Raw genomic sequence first — 24,845 nt, forward strand, 5'->3', positions numbered from 1 at the left:
ACGGTAGTTATCCGTACTAATTGATGAAAAAACGCTGCGGCGTTTTTTTTATGCCAACAACTTATCACTTGAGCATAATTTGCGGTACTATTTTACCGCATTAACAACGATTAAAGCCATAACAACGACTACATAGGGATTTTACATGTTAAAACAGCTCATTAATAACACCATTAAATTAAGCACACTTGCCTGTTTATGGTTAGTCCTGTCGGCATGTCAAAGCCCAGGTGTATTGGTCAATACTGAGCCCAAGACATTCCCTGAATATATTACTAGCGGGGATATATTACCCATTCATTCGATTACCACCATTGATGGTGTTGAAATGAATTTACATCGCCGAGATAAGAAAAAGTTAATTGTGCTCTTTGCCACCTGGTGTACGGATTCTAACCGCTTACTGGCTGCGTTAAATAACTCGCCTTTACTCGAAGATAACAGCATAGAAATTGTTGCTATTGCTAGAGAAGAAGATGCAGCAACGGTTAAAGCTTGGCGAGATAAACATGGTATTAACGTTGCACTAGCGATTGATGAAGACCGTAGTATTTATAAAAGGTTTGCTGGTGGCGGCATACCGCGATTAATCAGTGTTGATGAAGATAATAAAGTGATACAAATGACTTTAGCTGAAGGGCAAGCGCAATTAAGTAAAATAATTTGGCACTAGGTTGCTGATAAGTTGGCACTGACTGGCGGATGACATCAGCTTACCATGCGGACGTTTTTGTGCTGGTGTCACTGTTTGACCTTGCTTGCCTCTTCATCATGGCGCTGTTAATTTGTTGGTAACTAAACACCAGAATAAAAAGCACTGCCATCAGCAATATTATCGTTGGCGCGGGTGCACTATCAATAAAGAAACTCAGATAAACACCAGTGACTGAACAGCACACTGAAATAAGCACAGCTAACCAGAGCATATGGCTAAATTTATTGCTTAATAAAAAAGCAATAGCACCTGGCGCTATCAATAAAGAGATCACCAAGATCATGCCAACCACTTTTAATGATGCGACGATTGTTAAAGATAAGGTGACCAGTAAGCTGTAATGTAAAAACTTTACCGATAAACCAATGGCTTTTGCATGCTGGTGATCAAAGACATAAACCACTAAGTCTTTACCTTTAATCACGATAAAGCCAATCACAGCTATTGAGATGACGGCTGATTCAATAATGTTTTCCCAACTCAGTCCTAAAAGATCACCAAATAAAATATGGTCCAGATGCACACCCGTTTCAATTTTACTCATCATTACTAGACCTAAGGCAAACAGGCTAGAAAAAACCACCCCCATTACGGTATCTTCTTTTAAACGCGAATTATCCTTAATATAACCAGTGGCTAGCGCACAAAAAATGCCTGCGATAAAGGCTCCTATGGCATAGGGGATTGCCATGATATAAGCGATAACTACCCCAGGTAAGATTGAATGTGAAATGGCGTCGCCCATTAACGACCAGCCTTTGAGTACTAAAAAGCAAGACAATAGGGCGGTTGGTATCGCTATCAGTATCACTAGGATGAAGGCTTGCACCATAAAGGTAAATTGCAGAGGCTCCAATAATAAAGCTAAGTAACTATTGGTTAATAGAGGTTCAAACAATGACATTTTCCACCTCTTGCTCTGGCTTATTATTGTTTAACGCACTTTGGCTCAAGTTCTGACGCTTTTTTTTCTTACTGGCGAGCAAACCATATTTAGGGGCAAAAACGAAAGCTAGCAGAAATATACTTGCCTGTAATAACACGATAACGCCGCCGGTGGCACCATCAATAAAGTAACTTAAATAAGTGCCAAAAAAAGCACTGCTAGTACCGATAGCAACACTCAGTTTAAGTACATTGACAAACCGGTCGCTGAGTAAGTAGGCGGTTGCCCCAGGAGTGACCACCATGGCGATCACTAAAAAAGCACCGACCGTTTGCAACGCCGCCACAGTCGAGGCACTGAGTAAAGTAAAGAACAGTATTTTAAGTGCCCCAGGGTTTAAACCTATGCTACGGGCGTGGTATTCGTCAAAAAAAACCACCATTAGGTCCTTCCACTTTACTAATAAAATTGCTAAAGAAATACCACCGATTAGTACTAATTGCACCGTATCTTGTGGGGTGATTGCTAGGATATTGCCTAGCACTATGGTCTGAATATTGACTGAGCTTGGTGAGAGGGACACCATAAATAGCCCTAAGCCAAAAAAGGAGGTGAAAATCAAACCGATAATGGCATCTACTTTTAGTTTTGATTTTTGTTGCAAAAATAACATGGTGGTTGCCGCTAAACCACCAGAAAAAAAGGCACCAAGGGCAAAAGGTAGCCCTAACATATAGGCACCAGCCACACCGGGTACGATAGAATGAGAGAGAGCATCTCCTATCAGCGACCAACCTTTTAACATTAAATACACCGATAAAAAGGCGCAAACACCGCCAATTAGGGCACTGACCAGCATAGCGGTAACCATGTAATCATAGCTAAAGGGGCTAAGTAGCTCGGCAATCATTGTTCAATAACCTCACTGGCGCTATCAGCATGGCGGCGCAATTTACTGTTATCTTGCTCTCCGTACAGCACTACCGGACGTTCATCATCGGATAAAATAGTCACTTGCCTAGCATCATCATCTTTATGAAGCGTATCACCCGCCAAAACAAAGTGACGTAGGACGCCGCCAAAGGTTTTTTGTAGGTTTTCTTGGGTAAAAACCTGCTTGGTTTCACCTTGCGCCAAAATGGTTTTGTTTATGAATACCGTTCTATCGCAAAACTCAGGCACACTGCCTAAATTATGAGTGGATACCAACATGATTTTTCCTTCGTCACGAAGGCCCCTGAGTAAGGCCATTATTTGCTCTTCTGTTTGTACATCTATGCCGGTGAAGGGTTCATCGAGTAAAATAACCTGGCTTTCTTGCGCGAGTGCTCTGGCAAGGAAAATGCGTTTTTTCTGGCCACCAGAAAGCTCGTTGATTTGACGGTAGCGATATTGACTCATATTAACGCGAGCTAAGGCTTGCTCCACTTGTACATGATCATTTTCTTTCGCTTGCCTAAACATGTTCATATGACCGTAGCGACCCATCATAACCACGTCTTCAACCAAGATAGGAAAATGCCAATCAATTTCTTCACTTTGTGGCACATAAGCGACTAGATTGCTTTTTAACGCTTTTTTAACCGTTAGCCCCAATATTTCGACATGACCCTGGCTAAGAGAGACAAAACCCATAATCGCTTTGAACATGGTTGATTTACCGCTACCATTAATACCGACTAAGGCGGTAATTGAGCCCATTGGTAAGGTGAAACTGGCATTAACTAATGCGCAATGACCATTGTTGTAGCTGACACTAATATTGTTAACTTCTAAACCTTTCATTGCTGGAGTAACCCTTGATGTATAGTCGTTAAAGTCACTTTGAGCAGTTCGATATAACTGGGCACAGGACCTTGTTTATTACTTAAAGAGTCGACATAAAGTACGCCGCCGTAGTGTATGTTAGTAGCCCGAGCAACTTGCTGAGCAGGTTTCGCCGACACGGTACTTTCACTAAATATTGTGTTGATGTTATTCGCGTTGATTTTATCTATGACGTGTCTTATTTGCTGTGGTGTACCTTGAGCATCGGCATTAATCGGCCATAAATACAGCTCTTTTAATTGATAATCTCGGGCCAAGTAACTAAAGGCGCCTTCACTGGTCACTAACCAGCGCTGCTCTGCTGGAATACGGCTAAGTTGCTGCTTTAATGGCGCTAACTCTGCTTGTAACTTAGCGGTGTAGATCTTGGCATTGTTATTATAAGTGGCAGTATTTTTAGGGTCATGTTTCACCAAGGCTGCCCGGACATTGTCAATATAAATAATGGCATTGTCAGCAGACATCCAAGCATGGGGATTCGGTTTGCCTTTATAAGGCCCTAAACCAATGCCTAAGGGAATAATGTTTTTGCTGATCACTTCTCTAGGAACACCCGCTAGGTTATTAAGAAACTTGTCAAACCAACGTTCTAAATTTAAGCCATTGTATAACAGCAAATCAGCATCAACGGCTCGGCGGATATCACTCGGCGTTACCTGATAATTATGAATTTCGGCATTGACTTTAGTCAACGACTCAACTTGAGCTACGTCACCGGCGATGTTTTTTGCTATATCGGCAATAATGGTAAAGCTAGTGAGTACTTTAAACTTTTTAGTCGGCTCGGCCATTGCCATCGTGGTACTCGTTAGTAATATCATCAATGAAAGCAGGTAAAAAATTCGCGCCATATATCTTTCCTTTTTAAGGGGCGTAAAGAGATAAATGAATGCTAGCAGTTAACCATGAAGTTAGCAATGATAATGATTATCATTTGCAATTGTTGTTTGGCTTAGCTATCAAGTCAATGGGGGCGTGCTGATCAGGGCAGGGACGTTTTTAGTGATAAAACGTGCATTTTTTAGTGTTGTTAGCGCTAAATTATTTTTGACTTTAGCAAGCATGACAACTAAACCTAGTGAGTGACTAGCTAAGCTAGCGACTTATTAGTTATACAGTTTAAGGGTTAAATTTTAACTGGCATTCACCCCTATAATCCATATCAAGGAAGAACTATATGAAGAAATCAAATGTACTTACTAGAGCGTTATTTACTGCATCATTAGCTTTACTCTTGTCAATAAGCACGGTCGTCAGCCATGCTAAAGATGTTCCCTCCGTATCAGCGAGTAAAACCGAGGTCAGGCAACAGCAAAGCATGGTTAATATTAATAAGTCAACTTTCGAGCAGTTGCTCAGTCTAAAAGGTATAGGGCATACCAAAGCTCAAGCCATTATTGTTTATCGCCAGCAGTTTGGTAGGTTTAAATCGATAAATGAACTAACTAAGGTCAGTGGTATTGGTGAAAAGATAGTGAAAGCCAATAAATCGCGCTTAAGTATTTAATAGCAGTGGCGATATTATCTTTAAAAGTCAGCCTAGGCTGACTTTTTTTGTACTTTTAAAGGGCAAAAAATTAGCGGCTATAAATGATGAACAGCGGCTTGCAGGACACCTGGTAATAAAAACCTAAGCTAATTATTTCCTTTAGTTATTACTTTTAGTTATTACTTTTAGTTATATTTAATGCGTTTGTTATATAGAAGTTAACTCTATTTATGTCATTATAGCTTTATTGATTTCTCATAGAGTTTGTATTAGCAGATGAATTTAACCCATTTAAAAAAACTTGAAGCCGAGTCTATCCATATTTTTCGTGAGGTAGCGGCTGAATTTGATAACCCAGTAATGCTCTATTCTGTTGGTAAAGACTCCGCGGTATTATTGCACCTTGCCCGTAAGGCCTTTGCGCCAGGTAAAATTCCTTTCCCATTATTACACGTTGATACCAACTGGAAATTTAAAGAGATGATAGTCTTTCGCGATAAAATAGCGAAAGAGTATGGCTTTGAATTGCTTGTTCATCAAAACCCCGAAGGCATGGCTATGGGCATGGGGCCATTTACCCACGGTAGTGCTACCCATACTGACGTCATGAAAACGCAGGGCTTGAAACAAGCGCTTAATAAATACGGTTTTGATGCCGCTTTTGGTGGCGCCCGTCGTGATGAAGAAAAATCACGTGCGAAAGAACGTGTTTATTCTTTTCGTGATGAAAACCATCGCTGGGATCCAAAAAATCAACGGCCTGAATTGTGGAATATCTACAATGGTAAAGTCCATAAAGGCGAAAGCATCCGTGTTTTCCCGTTATCTAACTGGACTGAACTTGATATTTGGCAGTACATCTATTTAGAAAGTATTCCTATTGTGTCGCTTTATTTAGCCAAGGTACGTCCAGTGGTTGAGCGTGACGGTACCTTGATCATGGTGGATGATGATCGTATGCCCATTGGTGAAGATGAAGAAATTCAAATGAAGAGTGTGCGTTTTAGAACGCTAGGTTGTTACCCACTAACGGGCGCGGTTGAGTCAACTGCGGATACGTTACCTGCCATTATTCAAGAAATGTTATTAACCAAGACCTCTGAACGTCAAGGGCGCGTGATAGATAACGATAGCTCTAGTTCGATGGAGAAGAAAAAAATGGAAGGGTATTTTTAAATATTAACAGCTAAGCCTGCATTTACTTTTTAGCACCATTTTTTGACGAGAATTGATAAAAAATTTCCCAAGGACAACTTATGAGTCACCAATCAGACTTAATCGAAGAAGATATTCAAGCTTATTTAAAGCAACATGAAAACAAAGAGTTAGTACGTTTTTTGACCTGTGGTAGTGTCGATGATGGCAAAAGTACCTTAATTGGTCGTTTATTGCATGATTCAAAGTTGATCTTTGAAGATCAGCTTGCTGCCATTGCAAAAGATTCAAAAAAATCAGGTACTACCGGTGATAATATAGATTTAGCGTTATTAGTGGATGGTTTACAGTCTGAGCGTGAGCAGGGCATTACCATAGACGTTGCTTATCGTTATTTCTCTACCGATAAACGTAAGTTTATTATCGCTGATACCCCAGGTCATGAGCAATATACCCGCAATATGGCGACTGGTGCATCAACCTGTGATATCGCCATTATCTTGATTGATGCTCGCTATGGTGTGCAAATTCAAACTCGTCGTCATTCCTTTATTTGTTCATTATTAGGTATTAAACACATTATTGTTGCCGTTAATAAAATGGATTTGGTTGATTATTCACAAGAGCGCTACCAAGCGATTAAAAAAGAGTACCGTGAATTTACTGAGTCGCTTGAATTTTCTGATATCCGTTTTATTCCTATGTCAGCGTTAAATGGCGACAATGTGGTTGACGAAAGTAAAAATATGCCTTGGTATCCGGGCGCAACCTTAATGAAATTGCTTAATACCATAGATATTAAGACCAAAGAAGAGTTCACTCAATTTCGTTTCCAAGTACAATTAGTTAGCCGTCCTAATCTCGACTTTCGCGGTTTTGCCGGTACTGTGGCTTCAGGTCATGTCCTCGTTGGCGATACCATAGTGGCATTACCATCAGGTAAAGAAAGTGTGATAAAAGAAATTGTCACCTTTGATGGTAATTTAGAACGTGCGGATAAAGGCATGGCGGTAACGTTAACCCTTGAAGATGAAATTGATATCAGTCGCGGTGAAAGCATTGTTAAAAAAGGCAGCTTGCCTATTTCAGCGAAAGAGTTTAGTGCCACGGTCGTCTGGATGCATGAAAATGAACTTGAGCCCGGTCGTGAATACTATATCAAGCACGGCAGTAAAATGACGACCGGTCATGCTAAAAGTATTGCTAGCAAGTATGACATTAATACCATGGAAAAATTGCCTAGCTCACAATTAGCGATTAATGACATAGGTATCGTTAACTTTGTTACCAGTGAAACCTTACATTTTGATGCTTATGAAGACAATCGAGCTACGGGCGCTTTTATCATCATCGATAGATTAAGTAACGTCACTGTTGGTGCCGGTATGATTAATCATGCTATTGATGAACAAACTCATGAGTACTCAAGCTTTGAATTAGAGTTGAATGCACTAGTTCGCAAGCAGTTCCCACACTGGGGTGCACGCGACATCACTAAATAACTCAAAGCGCGATTAAAATCCCGCCTACAAGCCTAAAGCGCGATTAAAATCCCGCCGACAAGTTAAATGATTTGTCAGCGGGAACTTGTTCGCGCTACTTTGTTATTTTATGAGGTTTAACAATGACAATAGAGCAGTGGTTGATGATAGCTGTCTTTTTCGGCACCTTTATCAGCTTAGTTAAATACAGCCAAGTACCAGAGCGAGTTTTCTCCGTGACTATACTCGTGTGTTTGGCTTTGTCTTTTGTCAGTGTTGATGACATCCTGAGTAATGCGGTTAACCCGGGTCTAGTGACGCTGGTTTTATTGGTGATATGTTCTTTCGCTTTTGAACGCACCAGTATTTTACGGCGCTTATCTGCCGGGGTTTTTAACGGCTCTGAAACGAAATCCACCTTACGTTTATTACTCGGTACCGCCTTGGCATCGGCTATCATGAGTAACACGGCTGTGGTCGCCACACTCATTAATACTGTGAAAAAAAATAAGCTCATTAACGCCGGTAAGTTATTATTACCACTTTCTTATGCTGCAATTCTTGGCGGAACACTGACCTTAGTTGGCACATCCACCAACCTTATAGTCAATAGTTTATTAATTAAGCAAGGCCATCAAGGTTTTAATTTTTTTGATTTTACCTTAATTGGTTTAGCGGCTTTTGTATTATGTTTGGCGGTTATTTTACTGCGCAGTAGCTCTTTACCCAACATGGTTGATGATGAATTAGTCACCAATGATTATTTACTCGAAGCCGAGGTCGCGCAGACCTCAAGCTTAATAGGTAAAAGCATTGAAGAGAATGGCCTGAGAAATTTAGACGCTTTGTTTTTAGTTGAAATAGTCCGTCAGGGACGATTAATCTCACCAGTGAAGCCAGAAGAAAACCTGCAAGCACAGGATAAACTAATTTTCAGTGGTGATATCTCTAAAGTACTGACCTTACAGCAGTTTGATGGCTTAAATTTATATGCCGAGCAAGGTAATTTACTGCGGGATAACTTATTGCGTGATAATCTAACGGAAGTACTGGTTAAAGCCGATTCCACTATTGCTGGAAAAACCTTAAAAAGTGCCGGTTTCCGTGCTCGCTTTGATGCTGCCGTAGTGGCCGTGCGCCGAGAAGGTTGTGCTTTATCGGGCAAGTTGGGTGATATAGTGCTGCAACCAGGTGATTTTCTGGTATTAGCCGTTGGTCAAGATTTTTCTACTCGAGCGAATCTATCGAAAAACTTTTACATATTATCGGGTCATCAAGCCGATAATATGCTCAATGGCTGGCGTGATCACACCACAGTTTGGGGCTTTATCGCCAGTATCCTAATATCCGTATGTACCCCGTTACCGCTACTTAGCTGCTTATTTGTTTATTTAGCTTTTTTGATTTTTAGTGGCTCGCTTTCGGTCAATGAAATAAAGCGTCGTTTCCCCTTAGAGATATGGATGATAGTTTTAGGGGCGTTAACCTTGGCATCGGCGGTGGAAAATACCGGTATAGCCGCCATGTTTGCGCAAAACATTGAGGCCTTGTTATTCGGCCACAGTACCTACCTGGCTTTTGTGGTTATATTTATCTTGACCCTTATCATGACCGAGCTGATCACTAACAGTGCCGCAGCAGCGTTAGCCTTTCCTATTGCTTACAATATTGCCTTAGGGCTTGGTGTTGATCCTACCCCCTTTGTTATGGCGGTGGCCTTCGCTGCTAGTGGCAGCTTTATTAGCCCTTACGGATATCAAACCAATGTCATGGTATATAATGCCGGTAACTATCAATTAAAAGACTTTGTCAGTTTTGGCTTACCGATTTCCATTATTTATTCTATTACCGTGATCTTGATGATCCCGTTAGTTTTCCCTTTTTAAGCCATTGCAGTACCGCTTGAACGTGTACTTAATGCCGTCAATTACCTAACAAGAGTTTCATAATGAAAACAGAAAACACCGTTTGGCATAACCAACACATCAGTAAAGGGCAACGCGCCGCGTTGAAAAAACAAAAGCCAGCGTTACTCTGGTATACCGGTTTAAGTGGCTCAGGTAAGTCTACCGTGGCTAATGCCGTTGATGCTTTATTGTATAAATATTCCTGTCATAGTTATTTACTCGATGGCGACAATGTCCGCCATGGTCTTAATGGCGATTTAGGTTTTAGTGATGAAGCGCGCATTGAAAATATTCGCAGAATTTCTGAAGTCGCCAAGTTATTTCTTGATGCCGGCCTTATTGTCTCAACCGCGTTTATTTCACCATTTGCCAGTGATAGAGCACTAGCAAAAGCGAAACTTGCCGCCGGAGAATTTATTGAAATTTATATTGATACGCCAATAAGTGTTTGTGAGCAGCGTGATCCTAAAGGTTTATATAAAAAGGCACGAGCTGGGGAGATCAAGGACTTTACTGGCATTGATTCAAACTATGATGTACCTGCTGCACCGCAAATTCATATCAAAACAGCAGAAAACTCAATTGAGCAGTGCGCCGAGCAAATTGTCGCTTACTTAATCGAGCATAATTTTATTAGCGTTGATAACTTGAATTAAGCTGCACTAAAACGGAAAATCACCTCCATGCATTATAATGTTTTTAATGGTGATGCCGATGGCATCATTGCTTTATTACAGCTTCATTTAGCTCAAGGTCATGAGCAAGCACCTTATCAGCTGATCACGGGTGTTAAGCGTGATATTAACTTATTGCAACAAGTCGATAGCAGCAAAGCCACTTCGGTAACCGTATTAGACATCTCTTTAGAAAAAAACAGTCAGGCGTTACAACATTTACTTTCGGCACAAGTGCCGGTATTTTATGTTGATCATCATCGTACCGGTGATATTCCACAATCACCTTTATTCACCAGCATACTTGATACGGATGCCAATACTTGTACTAGTTTATTAATCAATGACTACCTTAACGGTAAATATGTCTACTGGGCAATAGCGGCAGCGTATGGTGATAATATGCATGCTAGTGCCAGAGCTTTAGCAAAAAAAGTTGCTTTATCTGAGTTACAGCAAGGACAACTTAATGAGCTCGGCACGTATATCAATTACAACGGCTATGGACAGGCGCTCAGTGATTTACATTTTCATCCAGCAGAGTTATTTAAGCTATTAACCCACTACCCAGACCCCTTTGAATTAATTGCGCAACAAGACTCTATTTTTAGCCAATTGAAAACAGCCTATTTAGCTGATATGGAAAAGGCTGAAGCGGCTAAAGTACTGAGTGATAATGACTTGGTGCAGACTATTGTCCTTGAAGATGCCCCTTGGGCTCGACGAGTCAGTGGCGTTTTTGGTAACGCCTTGGCTAATCAAGCACCCGATAAAGCTCATATCGTTATCACCCTCAATCCGCCGAAAACACCCCAGAGTGAAGAACGCGAGCAAAGTTATACGGTAAGTTTACGTGCACCGTTAAATAATAAACAAGGCGCCGGTGAACTTTGTGCTCAGTTTCCAACTGGCGGCGGTAGAGCCGCAGCCGCGGGGGTTAATGCTTTACCCAAAAGTCGCTTAGATGAATTTATTAACCAAGTTAGCAGTTATTATCAACAGTGAAACAAATAGCAAGTACCAAGGTCAGAAACTACTATCAAAGTGAAAAACTAAGCGTTAAAATAGTGCTATTAGGTTGCACGGCTTTATTAGCTTTTAACAAGTAAATGATAAGAGTAAGGAATACCATGAGTTTATTAATCACAGGCGGCACCGGTTATATTGGTAGTCATACCATAGTAGAATTACTACAAAGCAGTAATGAGCAAGATATAATTATTGTCGATAATTTATCAAATTCGTCCACTAAAGTGCTTGAGCGTATGGAAACTATCACCAATAAAACCGTGACTTTCATAAAAGCAGATATCTGTGATGTCGATGCCTTAGAGCAAATATTTACCCAGCATGATATAGTTGCAGTTATTCACTTTGCTGGTTTTAAAGCGGTAGGTGAGTCCAATCAAATCCCCTTGGCTTATTATCAAAATAATGTCGCCGGTACCTTAACTTTATTGCAAGTGATGGCCGAGCATAATGTTAAAAACTTAGTGTTTAGCTCTTCAGCGACAGTCTATGGCAATAACGTTTCTCCTTTAACTGAAACCATGGCAACTTCAGCGACTAACCCTTATGGTCAAACTAAGTTAATGGTGGAAAATATCCTCTTTGATTTAGCCAAAAGTGATCCCGCGTGGTCCATTGCTTGTTTACGCTATTTTAATCCGATTGGCGCCCATCAATCGGGCTTAATTGGTGAAAATCCAAACGGTATCCCTAATAATTTATTACCTTATGTTGCCCAAGTTGCCGTGGGGCGTTTAGCGCAATTGCAAGTTTTTGGCGATGATTATGATACCCCAGATGGTACTGGCGTGCGTGACTATATTCATGTGGTTGATTTAGCGCAAGGTCATGTCAAAGCGTTAGAAAGTCTTGGTCATGCGAAAGGCACGGTAACAGGTTGTCAGGCAATTAACCTAGGCACGGGTAACGGTACCTCAGTATTAGAAATTGTTAATACCTTTAAAGACATCAGTAAAAAGCCTATTCCTTATCAAGTCGTGCCGCGTAGAGCTGGCGATTTAGCGACCGTGTATGCTGATGTTTCATTAGCCCATGAACTATTAGGTTGGCAAGCCAAGCTAGACTTAACCGCTATGATCCAAGATACCTGGCGCTGGCAGTCAGAAAATCCTAATGGTTTTTAAAGCTAATAGGCTATCAGCCAGTTAACAATATATATACCCGTTGCCATCATAACGAAAGACTAACAGCTAACTGCTCTTGGTCTTTTTTTTACTCTTTAAATGATAAAGAAAATACATACCGCTAAATATTAAACCCCCGACTGCGCCCCATAAATGCGCATCAATTGCCACACTAGCATCAATCAAGGCCGACACGTCTTCACTGGCCCCGTAAAACTGCTCATGGGCTATTTTCAACCAGACGCCGATGAATAACAGGTAGCCAGTTTTATCTTTATGATGGATATCCATCATGGCACCAAAAATAAAAATTCCGTGTAATACCCCTGAGAGGCCGACATATTGACGGATATCAGGGGAAAAAAAGTACAAGCCGGCACTGCACGTTAAAGCCGAACTGATAAATAACAGGCTGTAATTTTTTAAGCTGTAAAATTGGCCATGCAATGCCCATAACAGTATTAATGCCGCCAAATTCAATAGCAGATGAAAGCCATTAGTGTGCAAGAAATGGCCAGTAAAAATACGCCATAGTTCACCTTGGCTGATTAATTGCTGTTGGTAAACTAAAGGTGTACTCAGGGCGGTATCGAACAAAAAAGCCAGAATAGCCAAAAAGGCAACGGTTAACACGAGCAGGCTGTGTTGCTTGGCAAAAGGTAAGTTTTTAACGGTAAATTTCATGTATTTAATGGCTATTAGTTAATTTTATCAATTGCTTATAAATCACATATCAATTTATAGTCAGCGGTTGGTCGAGTGTTTATTTGGTATTTATAAGATATGGATTTATAAAAAATTAATGAAAGTATACAATGACTGCTTTATTAATAGTGCTTTAATTTATTTACCTATGTCTCGAACGCTTTGCCCTAGCTGTCATCGGCCTAAAATTGCTTGTATTTGTGCTTTTACTACTGATATAGCAAATGATACCCACCTTGTGGTTTTACAACACCCGAGTGAAGAATGCCACACTAAAGGTACGGTTACTTTATTAGCGAAATCGCTACGCAAGTGCCAGGTACTGGTTGGTGAAATTGTTGATACTATGCCTAGTTTTTTATCCGTGATGGCGCAGTATCAGCCAGTCTTGCTCTATCCCGGTGAGCAAGCACATGTTCTGGATATTAACTTACTGGCGCAATTGACTAATCATCGGTCTAGTGCAGAAAAAAATCAGTATATTATTGCAGATAATACTAAGCCTATTTGTCTCGTTATTCTCGATGCAACTTGGAAAAAAGCCTATCGTATGTTTATGTTGTCAACCACCTTGCAACATTTACCGCAAGTGTGCCTGCCTGAGCATTTGGCCAATGCAGGGCAATACCATATTCGAAAAGTCGCGAAAAAAAATGCCTTATCTAGTTTAGAAGCAAGCTGTTATGCTTTAGCCCTTCTTGAACAGGGTAATGAAGATTTGCCAGTGAGCCCGAAACATGCCGGTAAATATCAGCCTTTACTGGAAAAATTTCAACAATTTAACCAATTTCAGTTATCTTTTAGACCTGAGCATAAAACCCCTGAGGAAACTTGATGATACATCATGCATTTTTAAAACGTTTTTATACGCTAACATTGATTGTTGCTCAGCTTCTTCTTAGCCAAGCAGCGCAAGCACAAGGTGAAATTCGTGAACCCGAAGCTGCAACCGGCTTTAATCAAAAAAAAGCGGTTTCTGCCAAGCAATATATGGTCGTTGCTGCTAACCCTTATGCAAGTCAAGCCGGTGTGGACATGCTTGCACAAGGTGGTAGTGCTGTGGATGCCGCTATTGCCGCGCAACTGGTGCTGAGTTTAGTTGAGCCACAATCATCAGGCCTTGGTGGTGGTACTTTTATCTTGCATTGGCATAATAAAAAACAACAATTAACCACGTTTGATGGCCGAGAAACGGCGCCGCAACAAGCAAGCAGTGCCTTGTTTTTAAATAAACAGGGTAAACCCTTAAATTGGGTAGATGCTGTTGTTGGTGGTAAATCGGTTGGTGTACCGGGTTTACTTGCCGCGCTTAATCAAGCTCATCAACAATTTGGTGTGCTGCCTTGGTCGGTGCTATTTCAGCCAGCGATTGACTTAGCCGATAACGGTTTTATTGTCTCGAAGCGTTTAGAAAAATTACTAGGGATGAATTTCAATCCAGGCATACATACCTTGCCAGAAATTAAGCAGTATTTTTCACCCAATGGTATTGGCATAAAAACCGGTGATACTTTGAAGAACCCTCAGCTTGCCAAAGCCTTGCGCAGTATTGCTAAAGAGGGTGTTGAGGTTTTCTATCAGGGCTGGCTAGCGAAAAAAATTGTCGAAAAAGTGCAACATGCAATCATTTCTCCTGGACTGTTAAGTCTTGATGATATGAAAAAATATCAAGCGATAGAGCGAGCTGCTGTTTGTGCACCTTATCATCAATATAAGGTGTGTGGCATGGCGCCGCCAAGCTCTGGTGGTATTACCGTTATTCAAATATTAGCGCAATTGCAATCCTTTGAACTTGCGCAATATCCGCCTAACTCATTACAGGCGGTGCACTTATTAACGCAAAGTGCGCGGTTAGCTTTTGCCGATAGGAATAAATATATTGCCGATAGTGATTTTGTTAGTGTGCCCATTGCCGGTTTACTCGCCGCTGATTACTTAGCGAAACGTGGCGCTTTAATTGATGAAAACAGAGATATGGGCCAGGCCGTTGCGGGTAGTCCACAAAATAGTTTAGAGTTTGCCGATGATAACGCTATTGAAAGACCCTCTACTACGCATTTGGTCGTTGTTGATAAGCAAGGTAACGCCATTTCCATGACCAGCAGTATTGAAAATGGTTTTGGCTCGGCTTTAATGGTACAGGGTTTTATTTTAAATAATCAACTAACCGACTTTTCCTTCGCGCCAAAGCGTGATGGTCAGTGGGTTGCTAATCGTGTTGAACCGTTAAAAAGACCACGCAGCTCGATGGCACCTACTATGGTCTTTAATGAAGATAATTCATTACGTTTGGTGATCGGTGCCCCCGGTGGTAGCCGTATTATTAATTATGTCGCGCAAACCATTGTCGGTGTTTTAGATTGGCAGCTCAATGTACAACAAGCGATTAACTTACCTAAAGTGACTAACCGCAACTATGTCACCACGTTAGAGCAAAATACCGCTATAGCCAAGTTAAAGCCAGCCTTGGAAGCAAGAGGACATAGGGTGAACGTTAGGCCACTAAATAGTGGTTTACACGGCATTGAAGTGACCAAAGACGGACTTGTCGGTGGTGCAGATCCGCGCCGTGAAGGACTGGCGTTAGGGCGTTAAACCTAGCGTTGAAATAATATCAATATGCCGACGCACTAGGCTACTTTGTTAACCGCAGGGGAATATACGCGCCCAGCGTATGGTCATAGCCCCGAAACCATGATTAATTCTAACAGCGCACCTTATTTTGGTGCGATTTTTGCTTAACTCTATTTATATGTTGTACCTCTAATACCGACAAATTGTTGGCAGGAGTAAAATAGTAATGGCGAAAAACCTTCAGTATATCGCACAACTGTTGTGCCTTTTTATGGTCATCTTTCATGGCAATAGTCATGCACTTGAAAGTTCAGTGCAATTGCATAAAGTCGATCAAGAGACCAGTTTTGGTTATAGCCTTTCAATTGGCGATGAATTTTTTCAGCAAAAGGCGTTTAATTGGCAGGTAAGTTACCACCGTTTTGAACATGTAACGATTGCCGATTTAGATGATATCAGTGATGTTTGGGATAAAGCCGGTTTTGAATTTAGCTTGCAAACAATCGACTTAGCTTTAGGTTATCGTTATTACCCAAGATCTTACGACAAACTCATTAATAGTCTGATGTTTGAGTTGCAACTAGGTGCTTCGGTTAACCTCAGCGAACATAAACTTGTCTTTAGACCCGACTTTGACCGGGATGATATTTTCTTTGCTAAGCAAGGTGATATCAATCCGGTGCTCTCTATCTCTTTACAAAAAAGCTTCAGCAAAAACTCTGCTATGCACATCGGCTTTAAGCATTACCCAAGTTTTTCTGACTTCGGCAGTATCAGTACCTTATTCATTGGTTTTAATTATCGCTTTGGTCGCCAGATAGGCTATTAGTTGGCAATTCACTGTCAGTAAAGGGCAGTACTTTACCAGTATAATTTAAATTTTAATAATTCAAGTCAGTTTTTTGCAGCTAAACTTAGCGCTATATCCTTACATACTCAGGATACTTAAAGATGCGATTTTCAGTCATTCCAGCTGAAAGTTGTATCTAAGGTTAATTGACATAAATACCTAGAGTTACTCTAGGTGCCACTTTTTTTGGAGAAGCGTGTGTTGAAGTATAAAATACGTTGCTTTAAATTTTTAAGCATAGTTTTACTTATCATCAGTAGTAGTGCCTTTGCTATTGATACCGATGGTGATGGCTATGATGATGCCATCGATCTATTTCCTAATGACCCACTTGAATGGTTTGATACCGATCTCGATGGTATTGGTAATAACAGCGATCCTGATATTGATGGTGATGGCCTTGATAATGGTTATAGTTTTCCTTTTGGCCCCGACAATAACGATGATGGCGATCTTGTTATTAATTTTTATGATCCTTTTCCGAAAAACCATCATGAATGGTTAGACACAGACAATGATGGTCTAGGTAATAATGAAGACACCGATGACGATAATGATGGTGTGCCTGATTTGCTCGACGTATTTCCCCTAAATCCCCTTGAAAGTATCGACACAGACAATGATTCTATCGGCAACAATGCTGATAGTGATGATGACAATGATGGTGTTATTGATGTTTATGATGTCTTTCCCCTAGACCCTTTAGAAACTATTGATACAGATTTTGATGGTATTGGTAATAACGCTGATTTAGATGATGATGGTGATGGCGTTTTAGATGTCGATGATGCCTTTCCCCTAGATGCGAGTGAATCACTTGATATTGATGGTGATGGCGTGGGTAATAATGCCGACGCCGATAGAGATGGCGATGGCGTTATCAATGGTAATGATGTTTGGCCCGATGACCCTAGTGAATGGTATGACACCGATGGTGATGGTATAGGTAATAATGCCGACCTTGATGATGATGGTGATGGCGTTTTAGATGTCGATGATGCCTTTCCCCTAGATGCTGCTGAAAGTGTAGATACCGATAATGATGGCATAGGGAATAATGCCGATGCTGATGATGACGGTGATGGTGTATCCGATGCTTTAGATAAATGCCCACTTGATCCACTAGAGCGCCTTGATACCGATAATGATGGTATATGTGATGGTCCAGATCTTGACGCTGATGGTGATGGCACCCTTGATATCAATGACGCGTTCCCTTTGGATGCTTTAGAGCAATTTGATACCGACAATGACGGACTAGGTGACAATAGCGATAATGATATTGATGGCGATGGTGTCGATAATGCGACTGATTTTGCGCCGTTTGATGCCACAGAATTTATTGATACTGACGGTGATGGCATTGGTAATAATGCCGATTTAGATGATGACGGTGATGGTGTACCAGATGTAAGTGATGTATTTCCATTAGACAATAGCGAAGATACTGACACCGATGGCGATGGTATTGGTGATAATAGTGATGCTGATATTGACGGTGATGGCATTGCTAATGGCAGCGATGCTTTTCCTTTTGATATGTTAGCAACAACAGATACCGATGGTGATGGTATCCCTAATGTTACCGATACCGATGATGACGGTGATGGTGTACTCGATGTTAATGATCTATTTCCATTAAATCCAGCTGAATGGTTAGATACCGATGGTGATGGCATAGGCAACAACAGTGATGCTGATGATGACAATGATGGCATTGTTGATGGCAGCGATGCTTTTCCGCTAGATGTTAGTGAGTACCTAGATACTGATGGTGATGGTATCGGTAATAACAGTGATACCGATGATGATGGTGATGGTGTACTTGATAGCCAAGACGCTTTTAGGTTAGATGCAAGTGAGTGGTTAGATACCGACGGTGATGGTGTTGGCAATAATACTGACAGTGATGACGACAATGACGGTTATCCTGATAGTAACGATGCTTTTCCTACCAATATTCTAGAGTGGTTCGACACTGACGGTGACGGTATCGGTAATAACGCCGATACTGATGATGATAATGATGGCGTTTTAGACGCTGATGATGCCTTTAGATTAGATGCTCTAGAATGGCTAGATAGCGATGGTGATGGTATAGGTAATAACGCCGACAGTGATGATGATAATGATGGTTATATCGATAGTGAAGATGACTTACCGCTAGACCCACTAGAGTGGCTTGATACCGATGGTGACGGTATTGGTAATGTGAGAGACCAAGACGATGATAATGATGGTGTTATCGATGCGTTAGATTTATTTCCGCTCAATCCTAACGAATTTGAAGACAGTGATAACGATGGTTTAGGCAATAATGAAGACAGTGATGATGATAATGATGGTATCCCAGATCACCTAGATGAATTTCCTTTTGACCCCAGTGAGCAAAATGATACTGATGGCGATGGTATTGGTGATGTCCTAGATACCGATGATGATAATGATGGTTATTTAGATTTTGAGGACCAACTGCCACTAGATGCCAGTGAACATATTGATACCGATGGTGACGGTATTGGTAACAATGCCGATCTTGATGATGATGGCGATGGCATGAGTGATGAATTTGAAATATTGTATAATTTTAATCCACTGGATGCTAATGATGCACTGCTTGATACTGACTTTGATGGCGTTACCAACGCAGCAGAAGCGTTAGCACACACAAATCCATTATTGGATGATTATGCCCCTATTATTACCCCGCCACAGGCGCTGCATATCAATGCTGAACATACCTTTACCCTACTAAATTTACAGCAGCTAATCGATTTGACCCAAATATCCGTACGTGATGGCTTAGACGGTATCAACTGCTGTGGTTTAACGGCGCTGGGTTTTGAAACCGGCCCTAAGAATGTTAGTTCAGGTTTACAGACCATAATTTGGCGAGCAGTAGATAAGGCCGGTAATATTGCCACCACAGCGCAAGTATTAAATATTCACCCCTTAGTGAATTTTTCATCGGCGCAAGTGGTGGCTGAAGGTGGTATTGCCCGAGTTGAGGTCATTTTATCGGGTGAAGCACCTGCTTATCCAGTGACGGTACCATTCACCATTACCGGCACGGTCGATAATGCCGATTATAATGTGCCCGATAATAAAATAGTGATAACGCAGGGCACGGCTGGTTATATCGATATTCAGCTCAATAATGATTTTCAACGTGAAGCTGATGAACAGCTCATTATTAGCTTTGCACCAGGGGTTAATGCCGGCGTACAGGCAAAACATATTATCACGGTAACAGAAGGTAATGTTGCCCCTAATATCAAGATAGCGGTCTGGCAAAAAGGCATAAGAGTCCCTAGCATTGCTAAAAATGATGGTGAGGTGAGGGTGGTGTTAACCATTACCGACTCGAATAGCCAAGATACTCATCAGATAGAGTGGCAAATACCTGACTATTTAAATGCAGTACTTACCAGTGATGAGCTACAGCTAGTTTTCCCTGCTGATGGCGTTAATTTACCTGAGATAAATAAAGGCTTGATAAATATCACGGTCACGGTAACTGACAGCGGTACTAGTAGCAATAGTGGTAGTGCCGAGTTGTCGCAAACTAAACAGCTTTTCTTGCCTTTATTTGTCAGCCAGAAAATATTAACTAGCGAAGATAGTGATAGAGACGGTGTTAGTGACATTGTTGAGGGTTATAGCGACGATGATTTAGATGGCTTACCTGCTTATATGGATAACTCAACCATTCCGTATCTACAGCCACTCCATGTGAATGCTGCGGTAGTTAAATTGGCAGAAACTGAGCCCGGCTTACACTTAAGACTGGGTAAATTTGCTCTGCTACAAAACTCCGATGGTCTGCAACTATCACAGCAAGAAATACTCGCCACTGGCTTAGTTGAGCAAGACAGCTTAGTCAATACCATGGGATATTTTGATTTTGAAATACACAATATTTACCCTTTTGGTCGTTCAGTTGCTATTGTTTTACCGCTTAGCGAAGCCATCGTTGAGTACTCTGTTTATCGTAAAGTCAATGGCGAGCTACAATGGGGTGATTTTGTTGAAGACAGCAATAATGTACTTGCCACTAGTGCCGCTGTTAATGGTGTTTGTCCGCCGCCACACAGTGAACTTTATCAAGTAGGTCTCAATGTTGGTGACACTTGTTTAAAATTAATTATTGAAGATGGCGGTGCCAATGATAGCGATGGTATTGCTAATGGTGTCATTGATGATCCCGGAGGTATCGCTGTGGTTGACAACAATACTATTTCATTGGATGTTACCCCGGAAAAAGTGAGTAGTGGTAGCGTCTCTTTCTGGGCACTGCTAACGCTAATGCTGTTACTTTATTTACGTACTTTGAGTTTGAAAAAAACAGCTGAAATTTAACCTTTAACTGAATATGGCAAGGCTCTCATTTTGAGGGCCTTTATATTTACCAGTAAATCACAATAAGTTAATCAAAGAAGAAAATTTGCTTTAATTGACCGTAGATTATCGATAAAATCATATTTGGGGTTGAATCCTTGGCATATTCTTGCTCAAATGGCGCCCCATAGTCATAAATAATTAACATAGGTTAATTAACTTGCATGTTTAGCGCAATTTATCGAATAAATTGTACAAGGGTGTAAGAATTAACCAAGAAAATAAGCAACCGCCATCTAAATGAAATATTCCCGCGTTTTTATTAATAGCTTAGCGTATGAGCTGGCCCCTGAAGTGGTAACCAGTGCAGAGCTTGAATCTCGTTTGACCCCCTTATATCAAAAGCTTCGTATTCCTATGGGCCAGCTCGCTGCCTTAACAGGAATTGTCGAACGCCGTTGGTGGCCAAAAGATCACATGCTTTCCGATGGTGCTATTGTCGCCGCGCAAAAAGCAATGCATGAAACTGGCATTTCTGCTGCTGATTTAGGTGCTGTAGTGTATACCGGTGTTTGTCGTGATCAACACGAGCCGGCCACGGCTTGTCGTATCGCAGCAAAACTTGGCGTGTTAAAAGACACGGCAATTTACGATATCAGTAATGCCTGTTTAGGGGTACTCTCGGGTATTTTAGATATTGCGAATCGTATTGAACTAGGACAAATTAAAGCCGGTTTGGTGGTTTCATGCGAATCGGCACGTCATATTGTTGATGTGACCATAGATGACATGCTGGCCGAGCCAACCATGCAGAATTATGCTAGCTCTTTAGCAACCTTAACCGGTGGCTCAGGTGCAGTAGCTGTGTTACTGACTGATGGAAGTTTAAATTTAACCACCGACCGTAATCATCAATTATTAGGGGCAAGTCACTTATCGGCACCCGAGCATAATAATTTATGTCAATGGGGCTTAAAAGAAGTGGGACCGCAATTATTTCGTGAATTTATGCGCACCGATGCCGTCAATTTACTGAAAGAAGGTGTATCTTTAGCAAAAGATACCTGGCTACACTTTTTAGAGCAACGTCAGTGGGTTGAAGAGCAAGTTGATAAGGTTATTTGTCATCAAGTTGGCGTGGCCAACCAAAAGAAAGTATTAACCGCCTTAAATATTCCGGTAGAAAAAGAATTTCCTACCTTTAAGTATCTCGGTAATATGGGCACAGTTTCTTTACCCGTTACCGCGGCAATGGCGCATGATCAAGGCTTCTTACAAAAAGGCGATAATGTCAGCTTTTTAGGCATAGGTAGTGGTTTAAATTGCATGATGTTAGGGCTTAAGTGGTAGTTATGCTAGAAAGTCAGTCAGAAAACAAGCTAGATAAATTGTTAACAAAATCTTTTCCTTTTACCCGCAACTATATCAATCGTAATGGTCATCAATATCATTATGTCAATGAAGGCCAAGGCTCGCCCGTTGTTATGGTTCATGGTAATCCTAGCTGGTCTTTCTATTACCGTAATCTGATCAGCGCATTAAGTGAAAATCATCAATGCATAGTGCCAGATCACATTGGTTGTGGTTTGTCTGATAAGCCAGGGGACAAAGACTATGATTACACCCTAGCTAATCGTATCGATGATCTAGCCGCATTACTTGCGCACTTAAACGTAAAAGAAAATATTACTCTGGTCGTACATGACTGGGGCGGCATGATAGGCATGGGCTATGCTGCGCGCTATCCGGAAAGGATCAAACGTCTGGTTATTTTAAACACCGGCGCCTTTCACTTACCTAAAGCAAAAAAATTACCTTCAGCGTTATGGCTGGGTCGAAATACCTTTATCGGTACTGTCCTAGTTCGAGGCTTTAATGCCTTCTCTAGCATTGCCTCGATTATCGGCGTTAAGCGCAAGCCGATGGCTAAAGAGATTCGTCAAGCTTATGTGGCGCCTTTTAACTCATGGCAGAACCGTATTTCAACCTTGCGCTTTATTCAAGATATCCCGTTAAAACCAGCTGACAGAAACTATCAACTGGTTACTGACATTAGCGAAAATCTAGCGCAGTTCAAAAAATTACCTATGTTGATTTGTTGGGGCTTAAAAGACTTCGTTTTTGATAAACACTTTCTAGATGAATGGCAACAACGTTTTCCTCATGCAAAAGTACATGCTTTTGATGATTGTGGTCACTATATTTTAGAAGATGCCAGTGATGAAGTCGTGCCGCTAATTAATAACTTCTTAAAGACCAGTGAAGCGTCCTTATCTTCATAAGTAATAGCTCAATAAGACCCTAACTTAAGTAGGAAACGACACATGACAGAGACAATGGCTGCTTCCAAAGAAGCAAACTTGTGTCGCCACCTCGCACATGCCGCCATAACAACACCTAAGGCGTTAGCGGTTGCCGTACAAAAATACCAACGTGGCCAACTTAACTATCACGAAATTGATTTTGTTACTTTGCACCAGCAAAGTGATGCCATTGCTTATGCGTTAAATGCTTACGGGCTAAAAGCTGGCATGAAAGCAGTGCTGATGGTAACGCCAAGTATTGAATTTTTTGCCCTAACCTTTGCCCTATTTAAAGCGGGTATTATCCCTATTTTAGTTGACCCTGGTATGGGCATTAAAAACCTTAAGCAGTGCTTTGCTGAGTCGGCACCGGATATTTTTATTGGTATCCCCAAGGCCCATATAGCGAGAATGTTATTTGGTTGGGGTAAAGCCAGCGTTAAAAAATTATTAACGGTCACTGAAAATGGCATTGGCGCAGATGTGTTGGCTACACTTATTGGTGGCATGAGTTTAACCACCTTATTAAAGCGTTATCCGGTAAAACCAGGGCAAGCGTTTACTATGGTAAAACTTAGCGATGATGAGATGTCAGCCATTTTATTTACCAGTGGTAGTACCGGTATACCTAAAGGTGTGGTCTACAGCCATAAAATGTTTGAGGCGCAAATTACCGCGCTAAAAGAAGACTATGGGATTAAACCTGGCGAGCGTGATTTAGCAACCTTTCCGTTATTTTCATTATTTGGTCCGGCATTAGGCATGGCCTCTATTGTCCCTGATATGGATGCCAGTAAACCGATCACCGCCAATGCTGACTTTATCTTTGCCGCCATTGAAAAATATCAATGTACTAACTTGTTTGCTAACCCAGCACTGATTGAAGTGTTAGGGCAGGCGGGAGTACCCGATAGCTCAGCTAATAAACCTTTGCTCAAGGCTTCAGTTAAGGAAATAGTTAAGCTAAACAGTTTAAAGCGGGTGATCTCTGCGGGCGCGCCAGCAACCTTATCGTCAATAGCGCGATTTACTCAATTACTGAGCGACAATGTGCCCGTGTTAACTTCATATGGCGCAACCGAATCACTACCACTGACTAAAATTAGCAGTGCAGATCTACTGGCAACCAGCCATATCACCGACAATGGTGGCGGTATTTGTGTCGGTAGTCCGGTTAAGGGTGTTGAACTGAGCATTATTGCCATCAGTGAAGATATTATTGACACTTGGTCTGATGAGCTAGTATTACCCGTCAACACTATTGGTGAAATAGTGGTTAAAGGCGACATGGTGAGTCATCAATATTATCGTCGAGAGTTGGCGACAGCACAGGCTAAGATTCGTGATGGCCAAGGGGTTCGTCATCGTATGGGCGATTTAGGTTATCTTGATGCATCTGGTCGACTGTGGATGTGTGGACGAAAAGCCCATCGTGTTACCACCGAAACGGATGTGCTCTTTTCTATTCCTTGTGAACGAATATTTAACATCCATAGCGCAGTGAAACGCACCGCTTTAGTGTCGGTAACGATTTACCAGAAAAGTGTGCCTTTGCTTTGTGTTGAGTTAACCGATGAAGCCAAAAAAGATGATAAATTTGATGAGACTATGCTGTTTTCAGCGTTAAAAGTGCTAGCACTTGCTCATAAACAAACCTCCGCGATTTCCCACTTTTTAATACATGATGACTTTCCGGTTGATATACGTCATAACGCCAAAATATTCCGTGAAAAGCTTGCCGTTTGGGCACAAGCAGAGCTTGACTAATTTTGCCGATAACTAGAGCTA

General features: G+C 41.3%; 20 protein-coding genes. 15 read left to right on the top strand and 5 right to left on the bottom strand.

Going from position 1 to position 24,845, the window contains the following annotated elements:
- Window positions 1–145: 145 nt before the first annotated feature.
- A complete protein-coding gene (locus MTCD1_RS03675) occupies window positions 146–673 on the top strand; it encodes a TlpA family protein disulfide reductase (protein ID WP_057181243.1) in 528 nt (175 codons plus the stop codon).
- Between the two features lie 40 nt (window positions 674–713).
- Here the strand turns inward: MTCD1_RS03675 and MTCD1_RS03680 are convergent, their stop codons facing one another.
- The 4 genes from MTCD1_RS03680 to MTCD1_RS03695 are packed head-to-tail and all read right to left on the bottom strand — an operon-like array spanning window position 714 to window position 4,279.
- Entirely contained in the window at window positions 714–1,619 is a 906-nt protein-coding gene (locus MTCD1_RS03680) for a metal ABC transporter permease (protein ID WP_057181242.1), read from the bottom strand.
- Entirely contained in the window at window positions 1,606–2,511 is a 906-nt protein-coding gene (locus tag MTCD1_RS03685; protein WP_057181241.1) for a metal ABC transporter permease, read from the bottom strand. The genes MTCD1_RS03680 and MTCD1_RS03685 overlap by 14 nt, the downstream gene beginning before the upstream one ends.
- On the bottom strand, window positions 2,508–3,386 hold the full coding sequence (locus MTCD1_RS03690) for a manganese/iron ABC transporter ATP-binding protein (protein ID WP_057181240.1): 879 nt from the start codon (window positions 3,384–3,386) through the stop codon (window positions 2,508–2,510). The genes MTCD1_RS03685 and MTCD1_RS03690 overlap by 4 nt, the downstream gene beginning before the upstream one ends.
- Complete coding sequence (locus MTCD1_RS03695) at window positions 3,383–4,279, bottom strand: metal ABC transporter substrate-binding protein (protein WP_057181239.1); 897 nt, start codon at window positions 4,277–4,279, stop codon at window positions 3,383–3,385. Before MTCD1_RS03695 ends, MTCD1_RS03690 begins: the two co-directional genes overlap by 4 nt.
- 326 nt (window positions 4,280–4,605) lie before the next feature.
- On the opposite strand from MTCD1_RS03695, the gene MTCD1_RS03700 reads away from it, so the two are divergent.
- The 7 genes from MTCD1_RS03700 (at window position 4,606) to galE (ending at window position 12,287) form a co-directional block, all read left to right on the top strand.
- On the top strand, window positions 4,606–4,935 hold the full coding sequence (locus tag MTCD1_RS03700) for a ComEA family DNA-binding protein (RefSeq protein WP_057181238.1): 330 nt from the start codon (window positions 4,606–4,608) through the stop codon (window positions 4,933–4,935).
- Window positions 4,936–5,193: 258 nt separating this feature from the next.
- Window positions 5,194–6,093, top strand: coding sequence for a sulfate adenylyltransferase subunit CysD (gene cysD, locus MTCD1_RS03705; protein ID WP_057181237.1), 900 nt, complete (start codon window positions 5,194–5,196; stop codon window positions 6,091–6,093).
- Window positions 6,094–6,173: 80 nt separating this feature from the next.
- On the top strand, window positions 6,174–7,574 hold the full coding sequence (gene cysN, locus MTCD1_RS03710; RefSeq protein ID WP_057181236.1) for a sulfate adenylyltransferase subunit CysN: 1,401 nt from the start codon (window positions 6,174–6,176) through the stop codon (window positions 7,572–7,574).
- Between the two features lie 122 nt (window positions 7,575–7,696).
- A complete protein-coding gene (locus MTCD1_RS03715) occupies window positions 7,697–9,439 on the top strand; it encodes an SLC13 family permease (protein WP_057181235.1) in 1,743 nt (580 codons plus the stop codon).
- 62 nt (window positions 9,440–9,501) lie between these two features.
- Window positions 9,502–10,116 (top strand): adenylyl-sulfate kinase, encoded by a 615-nt coding sequence (cysC, locus tag MTCD1_RS03720; RefSeq protein ID WP_057181234.1) that lies wholly within the window; start codon window positions 9,502–9,504, stop codon window positions 10,114–10,116.
- 27 nt (window positions 10,117–10,143) lie between these two features.
- The gene (locus MTCD1_RS03725) at window positions 10,144–11,139 is read left to right on the top strand and encodes a hypothetical protein (protein WP_057181233.1); all 996 of its coding nucleotides are present in this window, start codon (window positions 10,144–10,146) and stop codon (window positions 11,137–11,139) included.
- Between the two features lie 125 nt (window positions 11,140–11,264).
- On the top strand, window positions 11,265–12,287 hold the full coding sequence (gene galE, locus MTCD1_RS03730; RefSeq protein WP_057181232.1) for a UDP-glucose 4-epimerase GalE: 1,023 nt from the start codon (window positions 11,265–11,267) through the stop codon (window positions 12,285–12,287).
- A gap of 66 nt (window positions 12,288–12,353) precedes the next feature.
- Here galE and rrtA read toward each other — a convergent pair whose 3' ends face one another.
- A complete protein-coding gene (rrtA, locus tag MTCD1_RS03735; protein ID WP_057181231.1) occupies window positions 12,354–12,971 on the bottom strand; it encodes a rhombosortase in 618 nt (205 codons plus the stop codon).
- Window positions 12,972–13,089: 118 nt separating this feature from the next.
- On the opposite strand from rrtA, the gene MTCD1_RS03740 reads away from it, so the two are divergent.
- The 7 genes from MTCD1_RS03740 (at window position 13,090) to oleC (ending at window position 24,824) form a co-directional block, all read left to right on the top strand.
- Window positions 13,090–13,827 (top strand): tRNA-uridine aminocarboxypropyltransferase, encoded by a 738-nt coding sequence (locus MTCD1_RS03740; protein WP_231733036.1) that lies wholly within the window; start codon window positions 13,090–13,092, stop codon window positions 13,825–13,827.
- Window positions 13,827–15,587, top strand: a complete 1,761-nt coding sequence (gene ggt, locus MTCD1_RS03745; protein WP_057181230.1) for a gamma-glutamyltransferase — start codon at window positions 13,827–13,829, stop codon at window positions 15,585–15,587. Before MTCD1_RS03740 ends, ggt begins: the two co-directional genes overlap by 1 nt.
- 205 nt (window positions 15,588–15,792) lie before the next feature.
- The gene (locus tag MTCD1_RS03750) at window positions 15,793–16,395 is read left to right on the top strand and encodes a hypothetical protein (RefSeq protein ID WP_057181229.1); all 603 of its coding nucleotides are present in this window, start codon (window positions 15,793–15,795) and stop codon (window positions 16,393–16,395) included.
- Window positions 16,396–16,614: 219 nt separating this feature from the next.
- Window positions 16,615–20,775 (top strand): thrombospondin type 3 repeat-containing protein, encoded by a 4,161-nt coding sequence (locus tag MTCD1_RS03755; protein ID WP_057181228.1) that lies wholly within the window; start codon window positions 16,615–16,617, stop codon window positions 20,773–20,775.
- A 279-nt stretch (window positions 20,776–21,054) separates the two neighbouring features.
- Window positions 21,055–22,104: a 3-oxoacyl-ACP synthase III gene (locus tag MTCD1_RS03760; RefSeq protein ID WP_057181227.1), complete on the top strand. Its 1,050-nt coding sequence runs from the start codon at window positions 21,055–21,057 to the stop codon at window positions 22,102–22,104.
- Window positions 22,105–22,106: 2 nt separating this feature from the next.
- Complete coding sequence (locus tag MTCD1_RS03765) at window positions 22,107–23,036, top strand: alpha/beta fold hydrolase (protein WP_088568902.1); 930 nt, start codon at window positions 22,107–22,109, stop codon at window positions 23,034–23,036.
- A 42-nt stretch (window positions 23,037–23,078) separates the two neighbouring features.
- Complete coding sequence (gene oleC, locus MTCD1_RS03770) at window positions 23,079–24,824, top strand: olefin beta-lactone synthetase (RefSeq protein ID WP_057181226.1); 1,746 nt, start codon at window positions 23,079–23,081, stop codon at window positions 24,822–24,824.
- The last annotated feature ends 21 nt before the right edge of the window (window positions 24,825–24,845 follow it).

The sequence above is a fragment of the Colwellia marinimaniae genome, from assembly GCF_002207865.1.
GTDB lineage: Bacteria > Pseudomonadota > Gammaproteobacteria > Enterobacterales > Alteromonadaceae > Colwellia > Colwellia marinimaniae.

Bases quoted from the DNA above. Each gene is read 5' to 3' on its own strand.
- MTCD1_RS03675 (WP_057181243.1), top strand. From the start codon at position 146: ATGTTAAAACAGCTCATTAATAACACCATTAAATTAAGCACACTTGCC.
- MTCD1_RS03680 (WP_057181242.1), bottom strand. From the start codon at position 1,619: ATGTCATTGTTTGAACCTCTATTAACCAATAGTTACTTAGCTTTATTA.
- MTCD1_RS03685 (WP_057181241.1), bottom strand. From the start codon at position 2,511: ATGATTGCCGAGCTACTTAGCCCCTTTAGCTATGATTACATGGTTACC.
- MTCD1_RS03690 (WP_057181240.1), bottom strand. From the start codon at position 3,386: ATGAAAGGTTTAGAAGTTAACAATATTAGTGTCAGCTACAACAATGGT.
- MTCD1_RS03695 (WP_057181239.1), bottom strand. From the start codon at position 4,279: ATGGCGCGAATTTTTTACCTGCTTTCATTGATGATATTACTAACGAGT.
- MTCD1_RS03700 (WP_057181238.1), top strand. From the start codon at position 4,606: ATGAAGAAATCAAATGTACTTACTAGAGCGTTATTTACTGCATCATTA.
- cysD (WP_057181237.1), top strand. From the start codon at position 5,194: ATGAATTTAACCCATTTAAAAAAACTTGAAGCCGAGTCTATCCATATT.
- cysN (WP_057181236.1), top strand. From the start codon at position 6,174: ATGAGTCACCAATCAGACTTAATCGAAGAAGATATTCAAGCTTATTTA.
- MTCD1_RS03715 (WP_057181235.1), top strand. From the start codon at position 7,697: ATGACAATAGAGCAGTGGTTGATGATAGCTGTCTTTTTCGGCACCTTT.
- cysC (WP_057181234.1), top strand. From the start codon at position 9,502: ATGAAAACAGAAAACACCGTTTGGCATAACCAACACATCAGTAAAGGG.
- MTCD1_RS03725 (WP_057181233.1), top strand. From the start codon at position 10,144: ATGCATTATAATGTTTTTAATGGTGATGCCGATGGCATCATTGCTTTA.
- galE (WP_057181232.1), top strand. From the start codon at position 11,265: ATGAGTTTATTAATCACAGGCGGCACCGGTTATATTGGTAGTCATACC.
- rrtA (WP_057181231.1), bottom strand. From the start codon at position 12,971: ATGAAATTTACCGTTAAAAACTTACCTTTTGCCAAGCAACACAGCCTG.
- MTCD1_RS03740 (WP_231733036.1), top strand. From the start codon at position 13,090: ATGAAAGTATACAATGACTGCTTTATTAATAGTGCTTTAATTTATTTA.
- ggt (WP_057181230.1), top strand. From the start codon at position 13,827: ATGATACATCATGCATTTTTAAAACGTTTTTATACGCTAACATTGATT.
- MTCD1_RS03750 (WP_057181229.1), top strand. From the start codon at position 15,793: ATGGCGAAAAACCTTCAGTATATCGCACAACTGTTGTGCCTTTTTATG.
- MTCD1_RS03760 (WP_057181227.1), top strand. From the start codon at position 21,055: ATGAAATATTCCCGCGTTTTTATTAATAGCTTAGCGTATGAGCTGGCC.
- MTCD1_RS03765 (WP_088568902.1), top strand. From the start codon at position 22,107: ATGCTAGAAAGTCAGTCAGAAAACAAGCTAGATAAATTGTTAACAAAA.
- oleC (WP_057181226.1), top strand. From the start codon at position 23,079: ATGACAGAGACAATGGCTGCTTCCAAAGAAGCAAACTTGTGTCGCCAC.